The sequence below is a fragment of the Klebsiella sp. AqSCr genome (genome assembly GCF_008452795.1).
Taxonomy (GTDB): Bacteria; Pseudomonadota; Gammaproteobacteria; order Enterobacterales; family Enterobacteriaceae; genus Klebsiella; species Klebsiella pneumoniae.
The window spans coordinates 1,457,982-1,481,633 of the sequence record NZ_MJDM01000005.1 but is presented as its reverse complement, the minus strand read 5'-3'; the positions used below and the strand labels follow the sequence as shown (position 1 = coordinate 1,481,633).

Annotated in this window: 21 protein-coding genes and 1 tRNA gene; 6 read left to right on the top strand and 16 right to left on the bottom strand. The window is 58.6% G+C overall.

Translation table 11 applies throughout. The annotated features are described in order from the left end of the window. Positions 1–83: 83 nt before the first annotated feature. The 4 genes from BHE81_RS11205 to BHE81_RS11190 all read right to left on the bottom strand — a co-directional run bounded on the left by BHE81_RS11205 (position 84) and on the right by BHE81_RS11190 (position 3,537). A complete protein-coding gene (locus tag BHE81_RS11205; protein ID WP_002912992.1) occupies positions 84–1,193 on the bottom strand; it encodes an AI-2E family transporter in 1,110 nt (369 codons plus the stop codon). A gap of 184 nt (positions 1,194–1,377) precedes the next feature. Further along, positions 1,378–1,454: transfer RNA gene (locus tag BHE81_RS11200), tRNA-Pro, on the bottom strand. Between the two features lie 76 nt (positions 1,455–1,530). Further along, entirely contained in the window at positions 1,531–3,291 is a 1,761-nt protein-coding gene (gene yejM, locus BHE81_RS11195) for an LPS biosynthesis-modulating metalloenzyme YejM (RefSeq protein WP_002912990.1), read from the bottom strand. Positions 3,292–3,309: 18 nt separating this feature from the next. After that, complete coding sequence (locus BHE81_RS11190; protein ID WP_004195346.1) at positions 3,310–3,537, bottom strand: YejL family protein; 228 nt, start codon at positions 3,535–3,537, stop codon at positions 3,310–3,312. Positions 3,538–3,723: 186 nt separating this feature from the next. Here BHE81_RS11190 and yejK point away from each other — a divergent pair, with 186 nt between their 5' ends. Further along, a complete protein-coding gene (yejK, locus tag BHE81_RS11180) occupies positions 3,724–4,731 on the top strand; it encodes a nucleoid-associated protein YejK (protein ID WP_004144267.1) in 1,008 nt (335 codons plus the stop codon). Positions 4,732–4,750: 19 nt separating this feature from the next. On the opposite strand, the gene BHE81_RS11175 is transcribed toward yejK, so the two are convergent. Continuing rightward, positions 4,751–5,512, bottom strand: a complete 762-nt coding sequence (locus BHE81_RS11175; RefSeq protein WP_009307400.1) for a DeoR/GlpR family DNA-binding transcription regulator — start codon at positions 5,510–5,512, stop codon at positions 4,751–4,753. Between the two features lie 82 nt (positions 5,513–5,594). On the opposite strand from BHE81_RS11175, the gene BHE81_RS11170 reads away from it, so the two are divergent. Then, positions 5,595–6,191: an NUDIX domain-containing protein gene (locus BHE81_RS11170; protein WP_004144265.1), complete on the top strand. Its 597-nt coding sequence runs from the start codon at positions 5,595–5,597 to the stop codon at positions 6,189–6,191. An 18-nt stretch (positions 6,192–6,209) separates the two neighbouring features. Here BHE81_RS11170 and BHE81_RS11165 read toward each other — a convergent pair whose 3' ends face one another. Beyond that, complete coding sequence (locus BHE81_RS11165) at positions 6,210–7,496, bottom strand: serine hydrolase domain-containing protein (RefSeq protein WP_004175054.1); 1,287 nt, start codon at positions 7,494–7,496, stop codon at positions 6,210–6,212. A gap of 103 nt (positions 7,497–7,599) precedes the next feature. On the opposite strand from BHE81_RS11165, the gene BHE81_RS11160 reads away from it, so the two are divergent. Continuing rightward, positions 7,600–8,487 carry a LysR family transcriptional regulator gene (locus tag BHE81_RS11160; protein ID WP_110246499.1) on the top strand — a complete coding sequence of 296 codons (888 nt, stop codon included), beginning with the start codon at positions 7,600–7,602 and terminating at the stop codon, positions 8,485–8,487. Positions 8,488–8,545: 58 nt separating this feature from the next. Here the strand turns inward: BHE81_RS11160 and rplY are convergent, their stop codons facing one another. Continuing rightward, positions 8,546–8,830 carry a 50S ribosomal protein L25 gene (gene rplY / locus BHE81_RS11155; protein ID WP_004189006.1) on the bottom strand — a complete coding sequence of 95 codons (285 nt, stop codon included), beginning with the start codon at positions 8,828–8,830 and terminating at the stop codon, positions 8,546–8,548. Between the two features lie 136 nt (positions 8,831–8,966). Next, positions 8,967–10,724, bottom strand: a complete 1,758-nt coding sequence (locus BHE81_RS11150; RefSeq protein WP_009307404.1) for a DEAD/DEAH box helicase — start codon at positions 10,722–10,724, stop codon at positions 8,967–8,969. 147 nt (positions 10,725–10,871) lie between these two features. Between BHE81_RS11150 and rsuA the strand changes: the two genes are divergently transcribed. The 3 genes from rsuA (at position 10,872) to BHE81_RS11135 (ending at position 13,460) form a co-directional block, all read left to right on the top strand. Continuing rightward, on the top strand, positions 10,872–11,591 hold the full coding sequence (gene rsuA, locus BHE81_RS11145; protein ID WP_002912977.1) for a 16S rRNA pseudouridine(516) synthase RsuA: 720 nt from the start codon (positions 10,872–10,874) through the stop codon (positions 11,589–11,591). Next, positions 11,588–12,784, top strand: coding sequence for a Bcr/CflA family multidrug efflux MFS transporter (locus BHE81_RS11140; RefSeq protein WP_009307405.1), 1,197 nt, complete (start codon positions 11,588–11,590; stop codon positions 12,782–12,784). The genes rsuA and BHE81_RS11140 overlap by 4 nt, the downstream gene beginning before the upstream one ends. 331 nt (positions 12,785–13,115) lie before the next feature. Next, on the top strand, positions 13,116–13,460 hold the full coding sequence (locus BHE81_RS11135; RefSeq protein WP_002912974.1) for a YejG family protein: 345 nt from the start codon (positions 13,116–13,118) through the stop codon (positions 13,458–13,460). Between the two features lie 3 nt (positions 13,461–13,463). On the opposite strand, the gene yejF is transcribed toward BHE81_RS11135, so the two are convergent. The 8 genes from yejF to BHE81_RS11095 all read right to left on the bottom strand — a co-directional run bounded on the left by yejF (position 13,464) and on the right by BHE81_RS11095 (position 23,533). Beyond that, complete coding sequence (gene yejF, locus BHE81_RS11130; protein ID WP_004151118.1) at positions 13,464–15,053, bottom strand: microcin C ABC transporter ATP-binding protein YejF; 1,590 nt, start codon at positions 15,051–15,053, stop codon at positions 13,464–13,466. A gap of 1 nt (position 15,054) precedes the next feature. After that, positions 15,055–16,080 (bottom strand): microcin C ABC transporter permease, encoded by a 1,026-nt coding sequence (locus tag BHE81_RS11125; protein ID WP_002912972.1) that lies wholly within the window; start codon positions 16,078–16,080, stop codon positions 15,055–15,057. Continuing rightward, positions 16,080–17,174, bottom strand: a complete 1,095-nt coding sequence (locus BHE81_RS11120; protein WP_004200501.1) for a microcin C ABC transporter permease YejB — start codon at positions 17,172–17,174, stop codon at positions 16,080–16,082. Before BHE81_RS11120 ends, BHE81_RS11125 begins: the two co-directional genes overlap by 1 nt. A 9-nt stretch (positions 17,175–17,183) precedes the next feature. After that, positions 17,184–18,989 carry an extracellular solute-binding protein gene (locus BHE81_RS11115; RefSeq protein WP_009307406.1) on the bottom strand — a complete coding sequence of 602 codons (1,806 nt, stop codon included), beginning with the start codon at positions 18,987–18,989 and terminating at the stop codon, positions 17,184–17,186. 68 nt (positions 18,990–19,057) lie between these two features. Then, a complete protein-coding gene (locus tag BHE81_RS11110; RefSeq protein ID WP_002912968.1) occupies positions 19,058–20,620 on the bottom strand; it encodes a cyclic di-GMP phosphodiesterase in 1,563 nt (520 codons plus the stop codon). A 188-nt stretch (positions 20,621–20,808) separates the two neighbouring features. Continuing rightward, positions 20,809–21,378 carry a bifunctional murein DD-endopeptidase/murein LD-carboxypeptidase gene (gene mepS / locus BHE81_RS11105; RefSeq protein WP_002912967.1) on the bottom strand — a complete coding sequence of 190 codons (570 nt, stop codon included), beginning with the start codon at positions 21,376–21,378 and terminating at the stop codon, positions 20,809–20,811. Positions 21,379–21,804: 426 nt separating this feature from the next. Then, the gene (locus BHE81_RS11100; protein WP_002912965.1) at positions 21,805–22,518 is read right to left on the bottom strand and encodes a phosphatase PAP2 family protein; all 714 of its coding nucleotides are present in this window, start codon (positions 22,516–22,518) and stop codon (positions 21,805–21,807) included. 37 nt (positions 22,519–22,555) lie between these two features. Beyond that, on the bottom strand, positions 22,556–23,533 hold the full coding sequence (locus BHE81_RS11095) for a CobW family GTP-binding protein (RefSeq protein ID WP_110246502.1): 978 nt from the start codon (positions 23,531–23,533) through the stop codon (positions 22,556–22,558). Between the last annotated feature and the right edge of the window lie 119 nt (positions 23,534–23,652).

Sequence of the window (23,652 nt, the reverse complement as noted above, 5' to 3'; positions counted from 1 at the left end):
AATAGTGTTATCTACTGGTAAGACATCGACCGCGCAGAGCGCAACAGAGGCGCTGGCGGGCCGCCAGCCCCCTGCCGGGAAAGCTATTCATTACGGCTATTTTTCGCTTCCTCAATAAACTCTTCATCGATTTCATCGGTATTGCCGGCATGTTCTCGTCCCGACAGCAGGTTCCAGCAGGCGATAAACAGGGCGGCGATCAGCGGCCCGATCACGAAGCCGTTGATACCGTAGATCTCCATGCCGCCCAGAGTGGCGATAAGGATCAGATAGTCCGGCATCCTGGTATCCTTGCCCACCAGCAGTGGACGCAGAATGTTATCCACCAGGCCAATCACAATCACAAAGAAGCCGACGATAAAGGCGCCCTGCCACAGTTGGCCGGTGGCGAAGAGGTAGATGGCCGCTGGCACCCAGATAATGGCCGAGCCCACCGCCGGGATAAGCGACAGAAACGCCATCAGCGCTCCCCAGAGAATGCTGCCGTCCAGACCGGCGATCCAGAAGGCAAAGCCACCCAGCGCCCCCTGCGCCAGCGCCACGGCGACGGTACCTTTTACCGTGGCGCGGGCCACAGCGGCGAATTTAGCGAACAAATGCTGCTTCACATAGCTTGATAACGGTAGAGACTCGAGGATCAACAGCACCAGATAAGGTCCATCCTTCAGCAGGAAAAACAGCAGATACAGCATGATGCCGAAGCTGACGGTGAAGCCAAAAGTCCCTTTGCCAATCAGAAACGCGCTGCCGGCCAGATACTGACCGCCTTTCAGAGCGGCATCAGAGAGCTGCTGCTGGATCTGCTGCGCGCTATCAAGGTTATGATCGGCGAGGAAGCTTCTGGCCCAGCCGGGAAGATGGGCGAACAGGCTGGCGACCACCGTCGGAAACTGGGTGTCGTTATGCTGCAGTTTGCTGTACACCAGGTTGAGCTCGTAGGCCAGCGAGGAGAGAATGATAGCCAGCGGCGTAAAAACGATAAGACAGATAATGACGATGGTCATCAGCGCCGCGAGGCCATTGCGCTCGCCGAGGCGGGTACGGATCTTGTTTTTGACCGGATTAAAAATCACCGCGAGGATCGCAGCCCAAAGGATGGCGGAATAATAGGGTGAGAGAACATCAAAAAAGGCCAGGGTTACAATGAAGACGATAAGGATGAAAAATCCTTTGGTAAGTCCATTAACTCTCATGTTATCCGCTCCTGCTTATGAGTCATACGGTCGAATAATAGATGCTACGACGTAATTTACCATCAGGATAGTCGTACATCTTCACGATACATTGAAGAAAGGGCACAAATTAAGCGAGCGGGCGGCAACAGGGGAAACAGGCATAAAAAAACCAGCCTTAAAAGGCTGGTTTCTGTGGAGTTTTTGGTCGGCACGAGAGGATTTGAACCTCCGACCCCCGACACCCCATGACGGTGCGCTACCAGGCTGCGCTACGTGCCGACGCGTGGGGAACAATATTACCCGTTCCCCAGGCGAATGCAAGCGGGTCACGCGCGATTGATTCATAATTAATCAATCAGTTAGCGATAAAGCGTTTTTCGTCAGTCAGGACCTGCAGCAACAGACTGAGCTGCGGTTTCTGATCTTTAATTTTCTCGCCGTCGCGGCTCCAGGTGGTATAGGTGCCGTTATGGTTGAGGACCACGGTGATGGTCGGGGTGGTGATGGCCAGCGTATCGCCGTTGGCCGCGGTGACCCAGTTACGACGCCGCGCGGCGCTGAACAGATCTTCTCCCTGCGAGTACTCATTGGCCGGCGTCGAAACGTGAAGCAGGCGCTGCATCAGCGTAGTCATCACATCTTTGTTATCGGTCAGGGTGGCAATCTCCTGCGCCGGCGTGCCCGGCCAGTGAATAACCAGCGGCACCTGCAGCTGCTCGCGCGACCAGTCGAACGCGTCGTGTTTCGCATTCAGCGGCTTGCCGTGGCCGCCGGTAATAATTACCACCGTATTATCGAGTTTGCCGGCTTCGCGCAGCGCAGTCAGCACCCGATCGATCTGGGCATCAACGTCGCCAGCCGCCTTGCTGTAGCGGCGGACAAAGCCCTGCTGCTGCGTGTCGTCGAGGGTGGTGCCATTGAGCGAGATCCACGAGAACCAGCGATTCTCATCCTGCGCGTAACGGTCCAGCCAGCCGATCCACTGATTGGCCGTCTGCTCGTCGCTCTGGGTCTTCGCGCTCGGCAGCGAGAAATCGGAGAGCAGCGCCTGGCGATACAGCGGGCTGCTAAACCCATCGGAGGAGAAGAGGCCCAGCTGGTAGCCCTGCTGGTTGAGGGCGGTAATCAGCGCGGCGGGAATACGCGCCGAGAGGACACCGTCCATATAGCCAGGCGAAATACCGTAGAACAAGCCAAACAGGCCGCTGTCGGCGGTATTGCCCGAGCTCATATGCTGGGTAAAGTTAACGTTTTCTTTGGCAAATGCCGCCAGCGCCGGCATGGTCTTTTCAAACCGCGAGTAGTTCAGGTTGTCGACGGTGATCAGCAGCACGTTGTAGCCCGCGCCGAGGTCACGGTAGCGCAGGTTGCTAAGCGGATACTGGACCGATACCGCCTCCGGCGCCCCTTGCTCCACCAGACGACGCTGATAATCCTGGGCGTCGAGCAGGCCATGTTTCTCAAGGAAACGACGGGCGGTCATCGGATAGGAGAGCGGCAGATTCGCCCGCTGCATAGTGATCGGGCGATAGAAATTGGCGTCCGCCCAGATATAGACCAGGTGGCTGCTGACGAACGACAAAAAGAAGAACCAGGCGACCGGGCGGGCGTAATGTCGGCGGCGCGTCAGGCTGCGCAGCTTTTGCCAGCTCCAGGTGGCGAAGAGCATTTCAATCAAAAAGATGACCGGGACGCTGATAAACATCAGCTGCCAGTCGCGCGCCATCTCATTCTGGTCAGGGTTGATGACCAGCTCCCAGACGACCGGGTTTAAGTGCAGATGGAAGCGGGTAAAAACCTCGCTGTCTATCAGCAGCAGCGTCATCCCGGCGGTGGCAAGGATCACCGACAGGAAGCGCATCAGGCGCTGCGAGACCACGATAAAGGTCAACGGAAAGAGGATCAGCACATAGCTGGTAAACACCAGAAAGCTGAAATGCCCGACGAGACTGACGTACGAAAACAGTCGTCCGGCAAGCGTCGTCGGCCAGTCGGCGACAAAAAGGTAGCGGCTGCCGAGCACCATGGCCAACAACATGTTGAACAGGGCGAACCAGTGCCCCCAGCTAACCATCTGGGAGACTTTTTCTCGGTAGGGCTGACGTAGAGTCACCATATACTGTTGCTGTTATCCTTAATGCGCTGGATCGTCGTTAATCGAAGATTGCAAAGCCTGCGCGAAAGAACGGGCGATGGCCTGACGCTGCGCCGGCGCGACGCTACTGTTGATCAGGTTGGTCACCATATTGCCTAACACCATCAGTGAAAGGTCCACCGGGGCTTTGTGTGATTCCAGGACGTTCGTCAGCTCGCTGAGCAACTGTTCGACCTGTTGATCGCTATAGCGGGAAATTTGCGGCATAAACTCAAAATCTGTTTGTTCGTGAAAGGGCAACATATTACCGTAGCAGCAGCTTTTTTTCCGCATTTTTTCGCCGCGGCGCAAAAGCGCATCAATCGACGGTAACGACGTCGAAATGTGTGGCGCCAGTTGCGTCGGCCACCCGGCGGTGGTTGAATACCGCCCGGTCTAAAAGGAGAGTTTAACATGAGTCTGGATATCGACCAGATTGCCCTGCATCAGTTAATCAAACGTGATGAACAAAATCTGGAGCTGGTGCTGCGCGAGTCACTGCTGGAGCCGAACGCGACGGTCGTCGAGATGATGGCTGAACTGCACCGGGTCTATAGCGCCAAAAGCAAAGCCTATGGCTTGTTCAATGAAGAGAGCGAACTGGCCCAGGCGCTGCGCCTGCAGCGTCAGGGGGAAGAAGAGTTTCTGGCGTTTAGCCGCGCGGCGACCGGTCGCCTGCGCGATGAGCTGGCGAAATACCCGTTCGCCGAAGGAGGCATTGTCCTCTTCTGCCAGTATCGTTACCTTGCGGTCGAGTATCTGCTGGTGGCGGTACTCAATAACCTGAGCAGTATGCGCGTCAACGAAGAGCTGGATATCCGCTCGACCCATTATCTGGATATTAACCATGCCGATATCGTTGCGCGCATCGATCTCACCGAGTGGGAAACCAACCCGGAGTCGACCCGCTATCTGACCTTCCTGAAAGGGCGGGTAGGGCGCAAAGTGGCCGATTTCTTTATGGATTTCCTCGGCGCCAGCGAAGGGCTTAACGCCAAAGCGCAGAACCGCGGCCTGCTGCAGGCGGTGGATGACTTCGCCGCCGATGCCCAGCTTGATAAATCCGAGCGACAGAACGTGCGCCAGCAGGTCTACGCCTACTGCAACGAACAGCTGCAGGCGGGGGAAGAGATTGAGCTGGAGTCGCTGTCCAAAGAGCTCGCCGGCGTCAGCGAAAAGAGCTTCCAGGAATTCACCGCTGAGCAGGGCTATGAGCTGGAAGAGAGCTTCCCGGCGGATCGCAGCACCTTACGTCAGCTGACCAAGTTTGCCGGCAGCGGCGGCGGATTGACCATTAACTTCGACGCCATGCTGCTGGGCGAACGCGTATTCTGGGATCCCGCCACTGATACCCTGACCATTAAGGGTACCCCGCCGAACCTGCGCGACCAGCTGCAGCGCCGGACGTCAGGCGGCAATTAAGCCCTGCGCCCCGGCGGCGCTACCGCTGAACGGGGACGATCTCCACGCCGCTCTGCACCAACTGTTGGCGTAGCGCGGCGTCGGGTTCTCCATCGACAATCAGCGTACTGGCGAGGCTCAGCTCGCCGATGGCAAAGGCCGACGCGGCGTTGAGCTTTTCCCGGGAGGCCATTACCACGGTTTCTGCCGCCCTGGCCGTCAGCGCGCGCTTGATGCCTGCCTCTTCGTAATCACCGGTGGTGAAACCCGCCCGCGGGTGGACGCCGGTCACCCCCATAAAGAACAGATCGGCGTTGATCCGCGCCATTCCCGCCAGCGTCTCGGCGCCGACGGCGACAACCGAATGTTTAAATACTCTGCCGCCGAGCAGGATCACCTCGATTCGCGAGTGGTCCACCAGCGCCACGGCGATGCCCGGGCTGTGGGTGACCACCGTGCAGCTGAGGTCGGCGGGTAAAAAGCCGATCATCGCCGCGGTGGTGGTGCCGCCATCGACAATCACCACCTGTCCCGGCTGGATCAGGGCGGCGGCGGCGCGGGCGACCGCCTGCTTGGAGGCGATCTGCACGCTTTTGCGCGTTTCAATTGGCGCAATGGCGGCGGATACCGGCAATGCCCCGCCATGGACCCGCTGCAGTTTTCCCTCCGCCGCCAGCTCGCGCAGATCGCGGCGAATGGAGTCCTCGGAGACGTTAAACCGCTGGCTTAGCTCCCCGGACATCACCTGTTTTTCCTCGGTGAGGATCTGGAGGATCTGCTGTTTTCTCTGACTGGCGAGCATCGGTTTTCCTTCATCGAATGATCTTGTTTGTGCACGATTATGCATGTTATGGTGCCTGCTGTCACCTCAAAGGGGAAATAACATGCAAACACATGCACCGCACGTCCGCCACGTTCGCGAGACGCTGCTCTCGGATAACTGGTACACGTTGAAAAAATATACTTTCGAACTGCTGCGTCGGGACGGTCGCTGGCAGGAGCAGAGCCGCGAGGCTTATGACCGGGGCAACGGCGCAGTCATTTTACTCTACAACCGGGAAAAGCGGACGGTGGTCCTGACCCGTCAGTTCCGTTTTCCGGTATTTACTCATGGCCACGACGGATATCTCATTGAGGCGGCCGCCGGGCTGTTGGATAACGCCTCGCCGGAGGCGCGGATCGTTGCCGAAGCGGAAGAGGAGACCGGCTTTCGCGTGACCCGTGTCGAACCCGTCTTCACCGTCTTTATGAGCCCCGGCTCCGTCACCGAAAAACTCTACTTTTTTATCGCCGAATATCAGGCCGATGACCGTCGGGGCGACGGCGGCGGACTGGCGGCGGAAGGTGAGGACATTGAAGTACTGGAGTGGCCGCTGACGCGGGCGCTGCAGGCCATTCGCGATGGCGAGATCATGGATGCTAAAACCATTATCCTGCTGCAACACCTGGCGCTGAATGCCGACACGCTCCTCGCCGGCTGAGCGGCAAGGAGCGGGGAGTTAACGCAGCTCGCGGGCAATGGCGCTGTACATCAGCGCCGCTTCCAACGGCTGAGCGTTGAAGGAAGGTTCCGCCTGCGGCCAGGTCGACCACTGGACGATCACCAGGTGTTCCGCGCGGTTCACCATGATCACCTGGCCGTAGATCCCCAGCGCCCACAGCGACCCTTTAAGCCCTTCCTGCGGCGTCGGCTGGACGTTTTGCGCATTCGCCGGAATCGCGTTATTCCACCACTGATAGCCGTAAATACCCTCCGGATGCGCTGCCGAGACCGAGTTTAGCGCCTTGGTCCAGCTGGCGGCTTGATCGAACCAGCCAGTCGGCACCAGCTGTTTGCCATTGCTTAACCGACCGTCACGGGCGACGAATTCACCAAAGCGGCCCCAGTCTTCAAGGGTGGCGTTAAAGCCGTGGGCGCCGACGTCGTGCTTCCCTTGCTGATAAGCATGCCACACGCCGTCGTGGGCCATCCCGGCCGGCTGCCATAGAGCCTGTTCAAGCCAGGCGGCCAGCGACATGCCGGTGGCGCGCTCCAGGATATCCCCAAGCAGCCAGGCGCCGCCGGAAGAGTAGGACCACTGCTCGCCCGCCGGGTGTTGACGCGCCAGGCCGGTGACGATCTTACGCACGCAGGCATAGGCGCCGGGCTGCGCTTCACACTGGGTCAGGCGGGCGAAATGCGACTGCGGGTCGGTGTAGTCTTCATTCCATTCCACCCCGCTGGTGTGTTGAATCAACTGCTTCAGCGTTACGCCGTCCCAGGCGGTGCCTTTCAGTTCGGGTTCATAAACGGTAATCAGGTCATCAAGGGAGTGGATTTTACCCTGTTGAATGGCGATACCGACCAGCGTCGAGACCACCGATTTGCCTACCGAGCGCGAGGTCCACAGGGTGGTGTCGGTATTACCTTCGGCGAGATATTTCCAGGCGACTTTACCATCTTTCAGCACCAGCATACCGCTGACGTTCTCGCGCTTCAGGTAATCCTGCAAATTCCAGGTGTGGCCGTTGAGCGTATAGCGGGCATCGGTCAGTTGTTTTTCAGCGCGCTCCAGCGGCGTCGAGGCGCCGTGGCGGAAGACATCGCCGGCATAGTTGCGATAGTCATTGCGAAAGCCAATCACGCGTGAAGTCTGATCCCAGCTGAGCATGTCTTTGGCCGCGGGTAGCGTTTGATCGTAAGGCGTTGGGCAGACATCCAGCGTCAGGCTGCCGCAGTGTTGCGCCATTGCCGCCGCCGGCAGCGCCGCCAATATTAACGCCAGGGCCAGTGGTTTTCTTATCATTGTCATTTCCTCGTTTGCCATAGATTCGCTGCGCAGTATATAAATCGGCGCGCGCCGGCTAAAATCAGCACATGGGGGATTTTCCCCCTTAAGGGAGAAAAGGATGAAAACCCTACAGTACTCATTCGCACAGATTGAAGCCTTCGCGACGATTGCTGAGACCGGCAGCCTGTCGCAGGCGGCCATTCGTTTAGCTAAAGACCGGACCACGCTGCGCGATCTGCTGGACTATCTGGAAGATGCTCTGGGCTACCGGCTGTTCAGCCGTGAAGGACGTAGCCTGACGCTAACTGCCGAGGGTGAGCAGCTGTTTCGCCAGGCGCATCTGCTGTTGCGTCAGGCGCAGGCTTTCGAGTCTTTTGCGCAAACGCTGCCGCAAACCGCCGGGCAGGCGCTGCGTCTGGTGTACGATCCCTTCGTGCCGCGTGAATTTCTCTGTGCGCTGGCCGATAACCTGGCCCGACGGCAGATCCGCCTGAGCTGCTGGAGCGCCTCGCGTCGCGAAGCCGAGCAGGCGCTGAGCGATGGCGTGGCGGAGATGGCGATATGTCAGGCTAACAACCGCACGCTGGGGAGCGAAATGGAGTGGCGGGCGCTCGGCACCGTGGATCTGCGTTTCTACGCGGCGGACAGCCTGTTCCACGACGCTCCGCGGCCGCTGACGCTATTGAATCTTTCGTTGACGCCGCAGTTAGTGATGCACCGGCGCAGTGACGATCAAATCGCCCGCCGGCTGCAGATTTCCGGCCATAGGCTGTATATGAATGAAATTACCCTGTTGCGCCATGCGCTGGAGCAGGGGAGGGGCTGGGGGTTTTTACCGGACCATTTGCGGCCAGGCGAGTGGCAGGGAGTCAGTGAAATCGCGACGGAGGTCGGCAGTCAGGGGCTGAACGTCACTATGGTGATGCTCTGGCTGCCCGGAATGAATAAGCATCGGATGCTTAGCGACATCGTGCACGAGGCGCCGGAGCTTTGGCAGCGCAGATAACAAAACGCCCCGGAGCCTGAGACCCCGGGGCGCTTGCCATACAACTTGCTATCGGCGATTACGCGCGAACGAAGTCGATGTGAGTCAGTTTCGGCTTGAACGCGTGGCGCTGAACAGCCTGAACTTTGACTTTTTCTTCTTTGCCATCAACAACGACGGTCAGAACTTCGCTGTAAAACTCAGCTTTGTCCTGCATGTTCCATACTTTGTCGTGGTCCAGTTCGATAGCAACCGGAGCAGCTGCGCCACCGTAGATGATTGCCGGGAACTTGTTAGCTGCGCGCAGGCGGCGGCTCGCACCCTTACCCTGCTCTTTACGTACTTCTGCGTTGATAGTAAACATTGATGTCTCTCTATATATAAAGCCTGCTACAGGCGACCCAGCAACAGGCGGATTATCTGCTTTGCGAATGCAAAAGCGGGCGGCATTATAGCCGCCAAACGACACCCGGGCAATCAAAACCTCAGCTTTCCGGTAATTAACGCAGCTCGTTGGCGCGACGAAAACGCCCCTGATAATCGAACACTTTTTCCCGCACCTGCCAGTACTGCCCCTTCATGCGGGCGACGACAAAGTCCGGATGGCGCAGCAGCGCCTGCTGGGTCACGATATCCGCCGGCGTTATCCAGCGCAGCGGCACCCCGGGGGTGCGGGTATGCGGGCGAATAAACAGTTGTTCGAAGGCGGTGCGCTGGGCGGGGGTCTGCAGACGGAAGCGCTCACTGACATCCGCCCCGTCTTCATCGTAGTAGGTGATTTTCAGCCACGGGCCCTTCTCGTCGCCGCCGTGCTGCAGGGCCATGCCGCTGCAGCGCAGCACCAGCGCGTCCTTCAGTTTCAGCGCCGCCTTCAGCATATCGTCCGGGTCAACCAGTATAGTGTCGCACTCCCGGCAGCGGCGGGCGGCGATGTCGTTTTCCGCATTACACTGCGGGCAGTTTTTAAAGCGAAAGCGGAAGTCGCACTGTTCGCGGTGGCCGTCGTCATCTTCGAACCACCCCTGGCAGCGGCGGCCAAAGTGTTCAATCAAGGTGCCGTCGGCGGTGGTTTTGCCCCAGAAGGTATTGGCGAAGCCGCAGGCCGGGCAGAAGACCTGCACCGGCACGTTGTCGCTTTTGCCCTTCGGCGTCCCCACTTCCGGGGCATACAGGTCATGCGGATTGCCGGCGTAGTCGAGGATCAGACAGTCGGTTTTCCCCGGCGCCAGGCGCAGACCGCGGCCAACGATCTGTTGGTAAAGACTCACCGACTCGGTGGGGCGGAGGATGGCGATCAGGTCGACGTGCGGGGCGTCGAAGCCGGTGGTCAGCACCGCGACGTTCACCAGATAGCGATACGCCTGCGCTTTAAAGGCCTCGATGATGCGATCCCGCTCCGGCCCAGGCGTTTCGCCGGTGATCAGCGCCGCCTGGCCTACCGGCAGCAGGCCGGTCACTTCCCGGGCGTGTTCCACGGTGGCGGCAAAGATCATCACCCCTTTGCGGTTTTCGGCGAACTCCACGATCTGGCTGACAATATGCGGCGTGATACGCTGTTGTTTTTTCAGCTCATGGTTAAGATCGGCTTCGCTGAACAGGCCGTTGCTTTGCGCCTGCAGGCGACTGAAATCGTACTGCACCACCGGCATATCGAGGCGCTCCGGCGGCGTCAGATAGCCGTGTTTAATCATATAGCGCAGCGGTAGCTCATAGATGCAGTCGCGGAACAGGGCCTTTTCATCGCCGCGCACCATCCCATGATAATGGAACTGATAGATCCAGCCCTTGCCAAGGCGGAACGGCGTGGCCGTCAGGCCGAGCAGCCGGATCTGCGGATTGACCTGCCGCAGGTGACCGATGATCTGCTGATACTGGCTGTCGTCATCATCGCTGATGCGGTGGCATTCATCGACGATGAGTAGCGAAAATTCGCTGCGAAACTGGTCGAGATTGCGCGCCACCGACTGCACGCTGGCGAACACCACTTTGCCGTGGCTCTCTTTTCGCTGCAGACCGGCGGCGAAGATATCCGCCTCGAGGCCAAGGGCGCAGTATTTGGCATGGTTCTGCGCCACCAGCTCTTTGACATGGGCCAGCACCAGCACGCGGCCGCGCGCCAGCCTGGCAAGCTCGGCGATCACCAGACTTTTGCCCGCGCCGGTGGGCAGGACAATCGCCGCCGGCTCGGTATGGCGACGGAACCAGGCGAGGGTGGCATCGACGGCTTCTTGTTGGTAAGGACGTAATGTAAAAGTCATGAATTCACGGGGCTAATTAACTGGCGAATAGTATGCCATGAATCTTTTCCCTTGAGTGGTGTTAAGAGCCCGTTATACTAGCCGGTGAAATTCTTCTTTTTCGGGCGATTTGCCCGCTCCAGCACTATGACAGGCTAAAAAAATCTCATGCGACTTGATAAGTTTATCGCTCAGCAGCTGGGCGTCAGCCGGGCTATTGCCGGGCGTGAAATTCGCGGCAGCCGCGTTACCGTGGACGGCGACATTGTGAAAGATGCCTCTTTTAAGCTCCAGCCGGAGCACGAGGTGGAGTATGACGGAAATACGCTGACCCAGCAGAATGGCCCGCGTTACTTTATGCTCAACAAGCCGCAAGGGTACGTCTGTTCCACCGACGATCCCGATCATCCGACTATCCTTTATTTCCTCGACGAGCCGGTGGCGCATAAGCTGCACGCCGCCGGACGGCTGGATATCGACACCACCGGGCTGGTGCTGATGACCGATGACGGCCAGTGGTCGCATCGCATTACCTCGCCGCGCCACCACTGTGAAAAAACCTATCTGGTGGCGCTGGAAAGCCCGCTGGCGGAAGGGACCGCGGAGCTGTTCGCCAAAGGCGTCCAGCTGCATAACGAAAAAGATCTCACCAAACCGGCGTTGCTGGAAGTTATCACTCCGACCGAAGTGCGCCTCACCATCAGCGAAGGCCGCTACCATCAGGTGAAACGCATGTTCGCCGCCGTGGGCAACCACGTGGTTGGCCTGCATCGGGAACGCATCGGCGACATCCTGCTGGATGAATCGCTGGCGCCGGGTGAATATCGTCCGCTGACGGAAGCGGAAATCGCCAGCGTGGGCGCCCCGCAGCCACGGAGTAAAACGTGACGCTGAAGCAAAATTCTTCACTGGGGATTGTGTTTATCCTTGGCCTGCTGGCCATGCTGATGCCGCTGTCTATTGATATGTATCTTCCGGCCCTGCCGGTGATCGCCGCCCAGTATAACGTCCCGGACGGCAGCGCGCAGATGACGCTCAGCACCTATATCCTCGGCTTTGCGCTGGGTCAGCTGCTGTACGGCCCGATGGCGGACAGCCTTGGCCGCAAGCCGGTGATCCTCGGCGGGACGCTGGTCTTCGCGGCGGCGGCGGTAGCCTGCGCCCTGTCGCAAACCGTCGATATGCTGATTGTCATGCGTTTCTTCCACGGTCTGGCAGCCGCGGCGGCCAGCGTGGTGATTAACGCCCTGATGCGCGACATCTATCCGAAAGATGAGTTTTCGCGCATGATGTCGTTTGTCATGCTGGTCACGACCATTGCGCCGCTGGTGGCGCCGATGGTCGGCGGGGCGGTGTTGGTCTGGTTCAGCTGGCATGCCATCTTTTGGATCCTCGCCCTGGTGGCCCTGCTGGCCTCGCTGATGATCGGCCTGTTTATCCGCGAAACGCTGCCGGCTGAAAGGCGTCAGCCGTTCCATCTGCGCACCACGCTGGGTAACTTTGCCACGCTGTTCCGCCACAAGCGGGTACTGAGCTATATGCTGGCGAGCGGCTTTAGCTTCGCGGGCATGTTCTCTTTCCTTAGCGCCGGTCCCTTTGTCTACATCAATATAAACCACGTCGCGCCTCAGCACTTTGGCTACTATTTTGCGCTGAACATCGTTTTTCTGTTTCTGATGACCATGTTCAACAGCCGGTTTGTGCGGCGGGTAGGGGCGTTGCGTATGTTCCGCGCCGGGCTGTGGATCCAGTTTGCCATGGCGGTGTGGATGGTGGTCTGCGCGCTGCTGGATGTCGGCTTCTGGTCACTGGTGATCGGCGTAGCGGCCTTTGTCGGCTGCGTATCCATGGTGTCGTCTAACGCCATGGCGGTGATCCTCGATGAGTTTCCGCATATGGCGGCCACTGCTTCGTCGCTGGCGGGGACTTTCCGTTTCGGTATCGGGGCGATTATCGGCGCGCTGCTGTCGATGGCGACGTTTACCACCGCCTGGCCGATGCTGATCTCTATTGCCTTCTGCGCAACCTGCTCTATTTTCTTTTCGCTTTACGCATCCCGGCGGCGAAAAATCGCACGCTAGGTCACATTTTCAGGGGCGAAATCGCCCCTTTCTTGATGCATGTCAACCGCAATGGGCTTCAGGGTTCTGCCATTTGTTTCCTTTATGTAAAATCAATTAGTGTAAAAAGTCGCATTGTTGCGATAAAAAAGTTGTTTTGGATCACAGAAACGGGTACATATAGCGCCAATCGGCTCGCCGGGTATAAAAAATAAAGCGCTGGATTATAAGCGCTTAACCCTGGTCCGCCGCCGCTGTAAACGTTTTCTGCCTCAAGGCAGGACTATTTGTCAACAGTGTGTTAATATTGATGTAAATTTATTGTGAAGCCTTTTGCTTCCGGGGAAACCAAGTGAATACACAACAACTCTCTATCGTACACCGTCTGCCGCAGAGCTATCGCTGGCTGGCCGGTTTTGCGGGTTCCAGAGTTGAACCGATTCCGCAAAACGGCGCGCAGAACGAGAACAGTCTCGTTGCCCTTAAATTGCTGAGCCCGGACGGTGAGAAAGCCTGGCCGGTGATGCATAAGCTCAGTCAGGCGTTAAGCGACATCGAAGTCGACTGTTCCGTGCTGGAGTGCGAAGGTGAACCCTGCCTGTTCGTTAACCTGCAGGATGAGTTTGCCGCCACCTGTCGTCTGAAAAACTTTGGCGTGGCCATCGCCGAGCCCTTCTCCGGCAATAACCCTTTCTGACCGTCAGCTTAGCGCCAGCAGCTGGCGGGTATACTCATGCCGGGGTGCGCTGAAGACGGACTTGCACTCGCCCTGTTCGACCACCTCTCCCTGACGCAGCACCATCACCTGGTGACACAGCGCCCGCACCACGCCTAAATCATGGCTGATAAAAATATAGGCCAGCTGATGCTTTCGCTGTAAGGCTTTCAGCAGGTTCAGGATCTGCGCCTGAACGGTTTTGTCCAGCGATGAGGTCGGTTCATCGAGGACGATCAGCTGCGGTTTGACGATCAACGCTCTGGCGATGGCGATACGCTGTCGCTGGCCACCGGAGAACGCCGCCGGATAGCGCTGGCGGCTGGCCGGGTCGAGGCCGACCTCCTGCATGGCAAGGATCACCGCCTGTTCGCGTTCGGCCGCCGTCAGCGTCGGCTGGTGGACGCGCAAGCCTTCCTCAATGATCTGCTGCGCCGTGAGGCGCGGATTGAGCGACGAGTTCGGATCCTGAAAAACCACCTGCATCTGTCGGCGCAGCGGTAGCAGCTGTCGGCGGTTACGGCCCTGAATCGGCTGGCCGGCGAAGGTTATCTTGCCCCCGGACGGGATCAGGCGCAGCAGGGCCAGGCCGGTGGTACTTTTACCGGAACCCGATTCCCCCACCAGGCCCAGCGTCTCGCCGGCGCGCAGCTGAAAGCTAAGGCTGTTGACCACCCGATGATGATCGACCACCCGACGCAGGATCCCTTTGCGAACGGGAAACGCCACCTTTAAATCGTCCGCCTGCAGCAGCACCGGGGCATCGGCGGCCAGCGGCACCGGCTCCCCGTCCGGCTCGCTATCCAGCAGGCGTTGGGTGTAGGGATGCGCTGGCGCGCTGAACAGCGCCCGACAGTCATTGTGTTCCACGCAGCGGCCGTTCTGCATAACCGCCACCCGGTCAGCCAGCTGGCGGACGATGCTCAGGTTATGAGTGATAAACAGCAGCCCCATGTTCAGCTCCTGCTTCAGCTCGCGCAGCAGTTGCAGAATTTGCGCCTGCACCGATACGTCCAGGGCGGTAGTCGGCTCGTCGGCGATCAGCAGCTCCGGGCGAGTCAGCAGCGCCATGGCGATCATCACCCGCTGGCGCTCGCCACCGGAGAGCTGATGCGGATAGTCCGCCAGCCGCCGCGGCGCCTGACGGATCCCGACGCGCTCCAGGCAGTCGAGGATCTCCCCGCGCGCCGCCTGTTTGCGCATTCCCCGGTGTAACGACAGCACCTCGTAGAGCTGTTTTTCCAGGGTGTGCAGGGGATTGAGCGATACCATCGGCTCCTGAAAGATCATCGCGATCCGGTTGCCGCGCACGCCGCGCAGGGTCGCCTCATCCGCATGCAGCAGCGACTGGCCATGAAAACGGATGTCACCGCTGGGGTAGCTGGCCGGCGGGGTAGGGAGCAGCCGCAGCACCGACAGGGCGGAGATGCTCTTACCTGAGCCGGATTCGCCCACCAGCGCCAGCGTTTCGCCGACCGCCACCTCGAGCGACAGATTATGCACCACGGTCTGCGTCTCGCCCTGCTGGCGAAAGGCAATAGAGAGATTGTCGATAGCTAATAGCGGGTGGGTCATATTACACCGCCTTACTCGGGTCAAAGGCGTCGCGAACCGCTTCACCGATAAAAATCAGTAGCGTCAGCAGCACGGCGACGGAGAGAAATGCGGCAATGCCCAGCCAGGGCGCCTGCAGGTTGTTTTTGCCCTGCAGCAGCAGCTCGCCGAGGGAGGGCGAGCCGAGCGGCAGGCCGAAGCCGAGAAAATCCAGCGACGTCAGGGTGGTAATGGAGCTGCACAGGATAAAGGGCAGGAAGGTGAGGGTCGCCACCATCGCGTTGGGCAACATATGCCGCAGGATGATCTGCCGGTCGCTAACCCCTAACGCCTGCGCCGCCCGAACATAGTCGTAGTTGCGGGTGCGGAGAAATTCCGCGCGCACCACGCCCACCAGCGTCATCCAGCCAAAGAGAACGGTGATTGCCAACAGCCACCAGAAACCCGGCTGCACGACGCTGGAGAGCAGGATAATCAGGAACAGCGTTGGCATGCCGGACCAGACTTCGATAAAGCGCTGCCCCCACAGGTCGATTTTACCGCCGTAGTAACCCTGTATCGCTCCGGCCAGCACCCCCAGCACGCTGGAGAACAGCGTCAGCAGCAGACCGAAGAGCACCGAGATGCGTGTCCCATAGAGGATCCGCGCCAGCACATCGCCGCCGTTGGCGTCGGTGCCGAGCCAGTTGCTGGCCGAGGGCGGCGATGGAAAGGGAACCGTGCTGGCAAAATTAATTGTCGTCGCGCCGAAGCGCACTGGCGGCCATAGCGCCCAGCCGTGAGTCGCCAGCTGCTGCTGCAGCCAGGGATCCTGATAGTCGGCGGCGGTGGCGAACGCGCCGCCGAAGGTTTGCTCGGTGTAGTTTTTTAACACCGGGACGTACAGCTGGCCCCGGTACTGCACCAGCAGCGGGCGATCGTTGGCCAGCAGCTCGGCGCCCAGGCTGCAAAGAAAGAGAATTAAAAACAGCCACAGCGACCAGTAGCCGCGACGGTTGTGGCGAAAGCGCGCCCAGCGGGCCTGATTAACGGGACTGAAGAAAGACATTAGCGGCCCTCAAAATCAATGCGCGGGTCGACCAGCGTATAGCTGATATCGCTGACGATATTCAGCAGCAGGCCAATCAGAGTGAAAATATAGAGCGTGCCAAACATCACCGGATAGTCGCGGGAGACCGTCGCTTCATAGCCCAGCAGACCCAGGCCGTTTAGCGAGAACATCACTTCGATCAGCAACGAGCCGGTAAAGAACATACTGATAAAGGTGGCCGGGAAGCCGGCGATTACCAGCAGCATGGCGTTACGGAACACGTGTCCCCAGAGGATCTGTTTCTCACCAACGCCTTTGGCGCGGGCGGTGACCACATACTGTTTGCGGATCTCGTCGAGGAAGCTGTTTTTGGTCAGCATAGTCAGCGCGGCAAAGCCGCCAATTACCGTCGCCAGCACCGGCAGGGTGATGTGCCACAGGTAGTCGAGGATCTTCTGATACCAGGGGAGGGTGTCGAAATTTGGCGAGACCAGACCGCGCAGCGGGAAGAGGTCGAAATAGCTGCCGCCGGCAAAAATCACGATCAGCAGGATGGCGAACAGAAAGGCAGGGATCGCATAGCCAATGATAATCAGCGTACTGCTCCAGATATCAAAGCGGCTGCCGTTGCTGACCGCTTTGCGGATGCCCAGCGGAATGGAGACCAGATAGATAATCAGCGTGCTCCACAGCCCGAGGCTCACCGAGACCGGCAGGCTGTCTTTAATCAGCTGCAGCACGGAGGCGCTGCGAAACAGGCTGTCGCCGAAATCAAAGCGCAGATAATCGCCCAGCATCTTCAGATAGCGTTCGTGCAGCGGTTTATCGAAGCCGTAGCGGTGGGTGATCTCGGCGATGACTTCCGGGTCGAGGCCGCGCCCGCCGCGATAGTGACCCTCGCTGATATTGCCTGCGCCGGTGCGGGCATGGCTGGCGCCCATCCCGCCGTCGCCAGCCCCCGGCATCCCGCCGCGCTGATTAAACTCGATGGCGGCGATGGCCTGATCGACCGGGCCGCCAGGCGCGATCTGGACAATAAAAAAGTTAATGGTGATGATGGCCCACAGGGTGGGGATGACTAACAGCAAACGGCGGATCAGGTAGCTGCCCATGGGATGTCCTTAGCGTCTGTCCGCGGGGAGGGTGGCCGCTTTGTTCACGTCGTACCACCAGGTATCGAGGCCGGACGAATAGATGGGGCGGGTCGCGGGGAAAGAGAACTTATTCCACCACGCGGTGCGGTCCTGCGCCATATACCACATCGGCAACATGTAGTTATTCCAGGTCAGCACACGATCCAGCGCCCGACCGAGAGGGATCAGTTTCTGCTTATTGCCCTGCCACTGCAGGATCTGCGCAATCAGCTTATCCACTACCGGGCTTTGCACCCCCGGCGCGTTGTAGCTGGAGTGAATATAGTCGGACGCCCAGGAGATTTGCAGGTCGGTCCCCGGCCAGGGCATGGCGCGCCACAGGCTTGGCATCATGTCGTAATCCCGGCTGCGGCGGCGGTTGCTGTACTGCGAATTATCAACCTGACGAATATCCATGACGATCCCCAGACGCTGCAGGTTGTGCTGAAACGGCAGCACCCAGCGGTCATTGCCTCCGGCCGGCAGCAGTAGCTCAAAGCGCAGCGGCTTGCCGGTGGCGGCGTTGACCCGGCGCTGGTTCTTCACCGTCCAGCCCGCCGCATTGAGCAGGGCGTCGGCTTTGAGTAAGTTTGCGCGGTCGAAGCCATCGCCGCGGGAGACCGGCGGCTGGTAAACCTGGCTGAAGAGCTCCGGGGGCAGTTCTTTTTTCATCGGCGTCAGCAGGGCCAGCTCGGCTGCGTCGGGCAGGCTGCGGGCGGCATATTCGGTGTTCTGGAAATAGCTGTTGGCGCGCTGATAGGCGCTGTAAAACAGCGCCTTGTTCATCCATTCGAAATCGAACGCCAGGGTAATGGCCTGCCGCACCCGGCGATCGGCAAAAATCGGGCGCTGAATATTGAACGCCAGCCACTGGGTATCCTGCGCCGAGGTATTGGTATGCTCATCTTTAATGATGTAGCCGCGGCTGAAGTTGCGACCGACGTAGCGGGTAGCCCAGTTTTTGGCGACGGTCTCTTCCCGGCGATCGACGGCTCCCGCTTTAAAGGCTTCGAAAGCGACATTGTCGTCGAGATAATAGTCATAGCGCAGCGTATCGAAATTCCAGCGACCGCGGTTGACCGGCAGGTCGGCCGCCCAGTAGTCGGCGACGCGGGAATAGGTAATATATTGCCCCATTCGCCAGGCGCTGATGCGGTATGGCCCGCTGGCCAGCGGCGGCTTCGACAGCGGGTCGCTGAGTTTGTGCTGGCGCCAGAACGCCTCGGGCATCACCGGCAGGCTCAGCAGACTCAGCATGTTCTCTTTGCCGGGCTGGCCGAGGTCAATACGCACGGTCAACGGCGCGATGGCCTTCACGGTGGTGCCTTTATAAAACAGGCGAAACTGCGGCACCCCTTCGGTCATAAACTTGTTGAAGGTAAACGCCACATCGCGGGCGGTGATCGGCGTGCCGTCATGGAAGCGGGCGCGCGGGTTGAGCGCGATCTCCATCCAGGAATAGTCCTCGGCATAGCGCGCCCGCTCGGCAATCAGCGGGTAGTAGCTGCCGGGCTCATCATCCGAGGTGGTGAACAGGGTATCGTAGAGCGCCTCCGTGCGTACCGCGGGGTTGCCGCGCAGCGCATAACGGTTGAAGTTATCAAAGGTGCCGATCGCCGCCAGGGTGAGGGTGCCGCCTTTCGGCGCCCTGGGATTGACGTAATCAAAATGACTGAAACCGGCGGCGTATTTCGGTTCGCCGATAATCGCGAAGGCTACGCTTTCCTGAATGGTTTGCGCCTTAGCGTCCAGGCTAAACAGAGCCAGCAGAATCAGAAAGAGGCGCGCATACATAGGCGGCAGAATACCCTGTCATGGCCGGCCCCCATGGCCGACATCCGTTCCCGCATCATAAGTGAGACTTAGCGCGTTGTGAAATAGTTCGCGGGTTCATCGTGCGCAGCCACCAGCCCGGCCAGCGACAGCGGTCGGCTGATCCAGTACCCCTGCAGGAAATGAACGCCCTGGCCGCGAAGCCACTCCGCCTGTTCCTGGGTCTCCACCCCTTCGGCGACGGTCATTAATTTCAGCCGGCGGCTGAGGGTCAGTACCGCATCCAGCACCGGCGAGGTTACTGTTTCAGTACCAATCGCCTGCACAAAACCGCGATCGATCTTCAGATAATCGAAGTTATAGCGTTCGAGATAGATCAGCGCGCTATGCCCGGTGCCGAAATCATCAATCGCGATTTCGAATCCCTGGCGGTGGAGCCAGGCGAAGTTAGCCATCGATTTTTCTTTATCAATCATCGCCCGCTCGGTTACCTCCAGCACCACGTGAAAGTGGTCGGCTGGCAGCGCGGCGGCGAAGCGCAGCATATCGTCGCGGAAGCTGTCGGCCTGCAGATGGGCAGGGGAAATATTCAGCCCCAGCTTCACGCCGCGCGGCAGAATACGCTTCAACACCGCAGCGTCGCTGGCGATCAGCGCGAGCAGGTGATGGGTTAGCGGCACGATCATCTGCTGGGTTTCGGCCAGGTTAATAAAAACGTCGGGCGGAATTTCACCAACCACCGGATGGCGCCAGCGCATTAGGACCTCCACGCCGCTGATACGTAGAGTCTGAGCATTAACCACCGGCTGATAAACGATGTAGAACTGGTTATTTTTGATCCCCAGCAGAATGGATTTTCGCGGATCCGATTTGATCGTCAGCACGTAATAGCAGAGCAGCCCCGCCAGCAGGCCGCAGACGACCCCGAGCAGCAGAGCAAACTGCGTATTTTCCGCCAGCCAGCTGTTGGCATACAGGTAGACCTTCAGCGGTAAGCCCTCGATCTGTGCCTGGCGGATCGGCGCGTTATGCAGCGTTTGCGGATCCACCAGCCGATTACTGAAGGTGGAGATAGCGGTGTGATCGATGGCCAGCGCAATGCCGCTGAAATCGTTTTGCCGCGCGGAATAGAGGATATACGGCGTGAGATTAGCGTTAATCGACACGAAAATGCCGCTGTTTTGATCGCCGGGTTTACCTACCCACAGCGCCAGCGCCGCGCTCTTCGGCATCATCGGCGTGCCTGGTAAAATCGCCATAGCAACGGGTTTGCTGATATCGATGGCCGGGATCAGCTGGCTGAGGGGCGTATTCATGGCTCCCGTAGCCGATGAGCAAAAGGCGATGCCGTTTTTGACCAGCAGGAAAGCGCGGACGTTGGGGCTGAACGCGGCGTGGGAGGTAAGCCCGGAGTCAATATTCTCGCAGGGCTGGTCCACCAGCGGCTGCAGGCCGTCAATGGTCTGGCGCAGGTCGTGAAAATAGCTTTTCAGATAGGTATTAACATTGTTGATAATGGCGTCGAAACGCTCGGCCCGGTTATGGTAGATCACCATAAACTGAATGCTCCCGGCCAACAGCGCGACGATGATCCCCACGCTCAGGCTGGTTAACCAGGTTTTACGCTGGGGCGAAAAGTAGCGAGTAAGCATAGCCAGATTCTTTCCGTGTTATTGAAGCGCATCAACGGAGTGTCGGTCGTCGTTTTTCTCATTCCCACTTAAAAGACATAGCTTATTTTGCGACGTTGAGAACCAGGTGGCAAAAAAAAACACTGCCTGGGGCAGTGTTTTTTATCCCGCAGCCAGCCAAGGGATAACCGGCGGCGGTGGAGGACAGTTTACGAGCGGCTCAGGACTCGACGCGCTTCATTGTAGCGCTTTTTCCAGTATGGCTCATCCATGCTGGAGATAGTCACCCCGCTGCTGGTGGAGGCGTGAACAAACTGGTTGTTGCCGAGGTAGATCCCGACATGGCGGCCGGTAGAGCCGGCGCGAAACAGAACCAGATCGCCTGTCCGCAGTTGGGCACGGGAAATCGATTTTCCGGTTTCCTGCTGTTCAGAAGTTGAACGCGGCAGTTCCAGACCAAATTGTTCGCGGAAGGTGCGCTGCACAAACGCTGAGCAGTCGATACCCTTGCGGGTGCTGCCGCCGAGGCGGTAACGCACGCCTTTCCAGCTGGCATACTGATCCATTAAACGGGACTTTACGTCCAGGTTACGGACCATCGTTTCAAATTCATCCTGAGAGGCTTGCAGTGATGATAAATCGCCACTACCCACAGCATGCGTCTCAGAATGCATATTCCTGGCGGTACTTGTTGAACTACACGCGGAAAGCAGAACCGCTACTGCAATCGCGGGGGCTACCCGCAAGATATATCTCAAAATCGGCTGAGATTTGACCATGCTGTTTATTTTCCCTTGTTGTCCTTAACGACAATGTCGTTATAAAAAATGCCAAACGTGTTAGAGCCTAAATACCCATCCGCAATGAGACAATTCCTTAAGCTTAAATTTGTGCAGTCACGCACAATTTTATTCATGCCCTGAATTAATGCTGCGGAAAAGGCAAAACGAGAACGAGATTACCCTATCAAACGCCGCATGGCGAGCGGTTTTGCGCGATTTCTTATAAGTATTTTGGTGACAAAAAGTGAATCATCGGGAAAGGCCAAAATTACGGCAATATCGGGCAAAAAACAGACAATTCCTTCATTTGTCACGGGATTAATGTGACAAGAAGATGAACGTCATGTTGAAAAAAAGGGAAAATGTAAAAAGGGACCCAAAAGGTCCCCTTATAGTTAATGACTCTGGCGGCTGCCGGAGACATTATTTGGCCGATATTCTGCTGGGTAAGTAGCGATCGAAAAAGGCGATCAATTTATCGCTCAGCGGGGTCATCAATACCCAGGGCGCGCCGATCAGCACGGCGGTCAGGGAGCCGACGGCAATATCGCTAAACCAGTGGGCGCCAATCATTACCCGCGGGAAAGCAAAGACCACAAAGATAATCAGCGCGACGCCCAGCGCGCGACGGCCAAAATAGCGCCACATAAAGCTGGCGAAGATCAGCAGCATCATCCCATGATCGCCAGGGAAGCTGTCCTTCGACGCATCCTTAGTGGGGAAGTTAACGACGTCGCTGACGCGGGTAATATCGCTAAAAAACAGCGACGGGCTGGCGCGCTGTACCGGCATCAGGTGTTGTGCGAGCTGGTTGATGATCACCGCCGCCAGCAGCATCACCAGGCCCATGATGGCGATCTGACGACGGCCTGCAGTCGGCGCCTTTAGCCAATAGCTCAGCATCAGGCAGCCCATCGCCAGCAGCGAACAGGCGTCGAAGGCGCGATTGTTGATGATCGCCAGCAGCCAGGCATAAGCATGGCTGACACTGACGCCATGGTTAAAGAAATGGAAGATCGCGGAGTCGACCGGCAACCACGCGCCATGGTTGGCTGGCAGATACCAGGAGCAAAATAGCGCTACACCCGCGATGTTAAGCAGCAGGATTAAAGGAATTCGGTTTTTCATCATAGCCATTGCGATTTTGTGACAGTCGGCGGCAACCTTAGCCGCCTTAACTTAAACGAAGCCTCAACAACGAGGTCTGGAGTGCGTTCCAGTCGGCTTCATTCGCGGAAATAAGCTCGATCCGGCTATCGGGCGGAGCGACGCTGAGGGTCTCGATTTGGAGATCCTCCCCCTGACGGTTGATTCGCACCGCCCCCTCGGCAATGCGCATCACGCCTTTAACGCGCCCCACTGGCGCCAGCCTGGCCCATTCGAGCAGGCCGATGGTGTCAAAAACCGTCTCCGCGTCGAAGATCCAGCCGCAGCCCTGATAGCCCTGGCCATTGTTGAGATGTCGGCGCCAGCGCTGGTGTTCCGCCAGGCTGAGCGCGGCGAGGCCGGAAGTGGGGGAATGGCGGTGGGCGTGCTCCGCGCTCGCCGGCAGCGGGGCGGTGTTCCGTCGTGGCTCATCGAGCAGGGTCAGATCGATATTGCCCTGGATTGCCGACACCTTGCGACGCTCGCCGCCCCAGCGCTGCCACCAGTCGGCCAGCGCCCGGGCGCTTTCGGGGGTTTCCCGATCACTTTTATTCGCCACAATGATGTCCGCCGCGGCCAGCTGATCGCGGAAGTTGTCGTTGCTGACGGCTCTTTCATCCAGCAGCTGGCGGGGATCGAGGATGCACAGCGTGGCGCGCAGATCGATCCAGGGCTCATACACCGCCGCGGTGAGGATATCGAGGATCTGCTTTGGGTGGCCCAAACCGGTGGGTTCGATCAGCAGGCGATCGGGTTTGCCCTGGCGCAGCAGGGTGTTCAGCCCAACCTGCATCGGCAGGCCATTGACGCAGCACATGCAGCCGCCGGGGATCTCTTTGAGCAGGGCGCCGCTATCGGCCAGCAGCGCGCCGTCTATCCCGACTTCGCCAAACTCGTTAACCAGTACGGCCCATTTTTCATCCGCAGGCTTCTGCGCCAGCAGATGAAGAATCGAGGTCGTCTTACCGCTGCCGAGAAAGCCGGTGATCAAATTGGTTCTGGTCACTCTTTTTCTCCAGGATAAATGTAATGTTGTAACAGTTACGCCTATCCTGACGAAAAAAGGGGGAAAAGAGAAGTCCTGAGGCGGACAGAAGAGAATTCTGTCCGCATAAGCGCAAATAT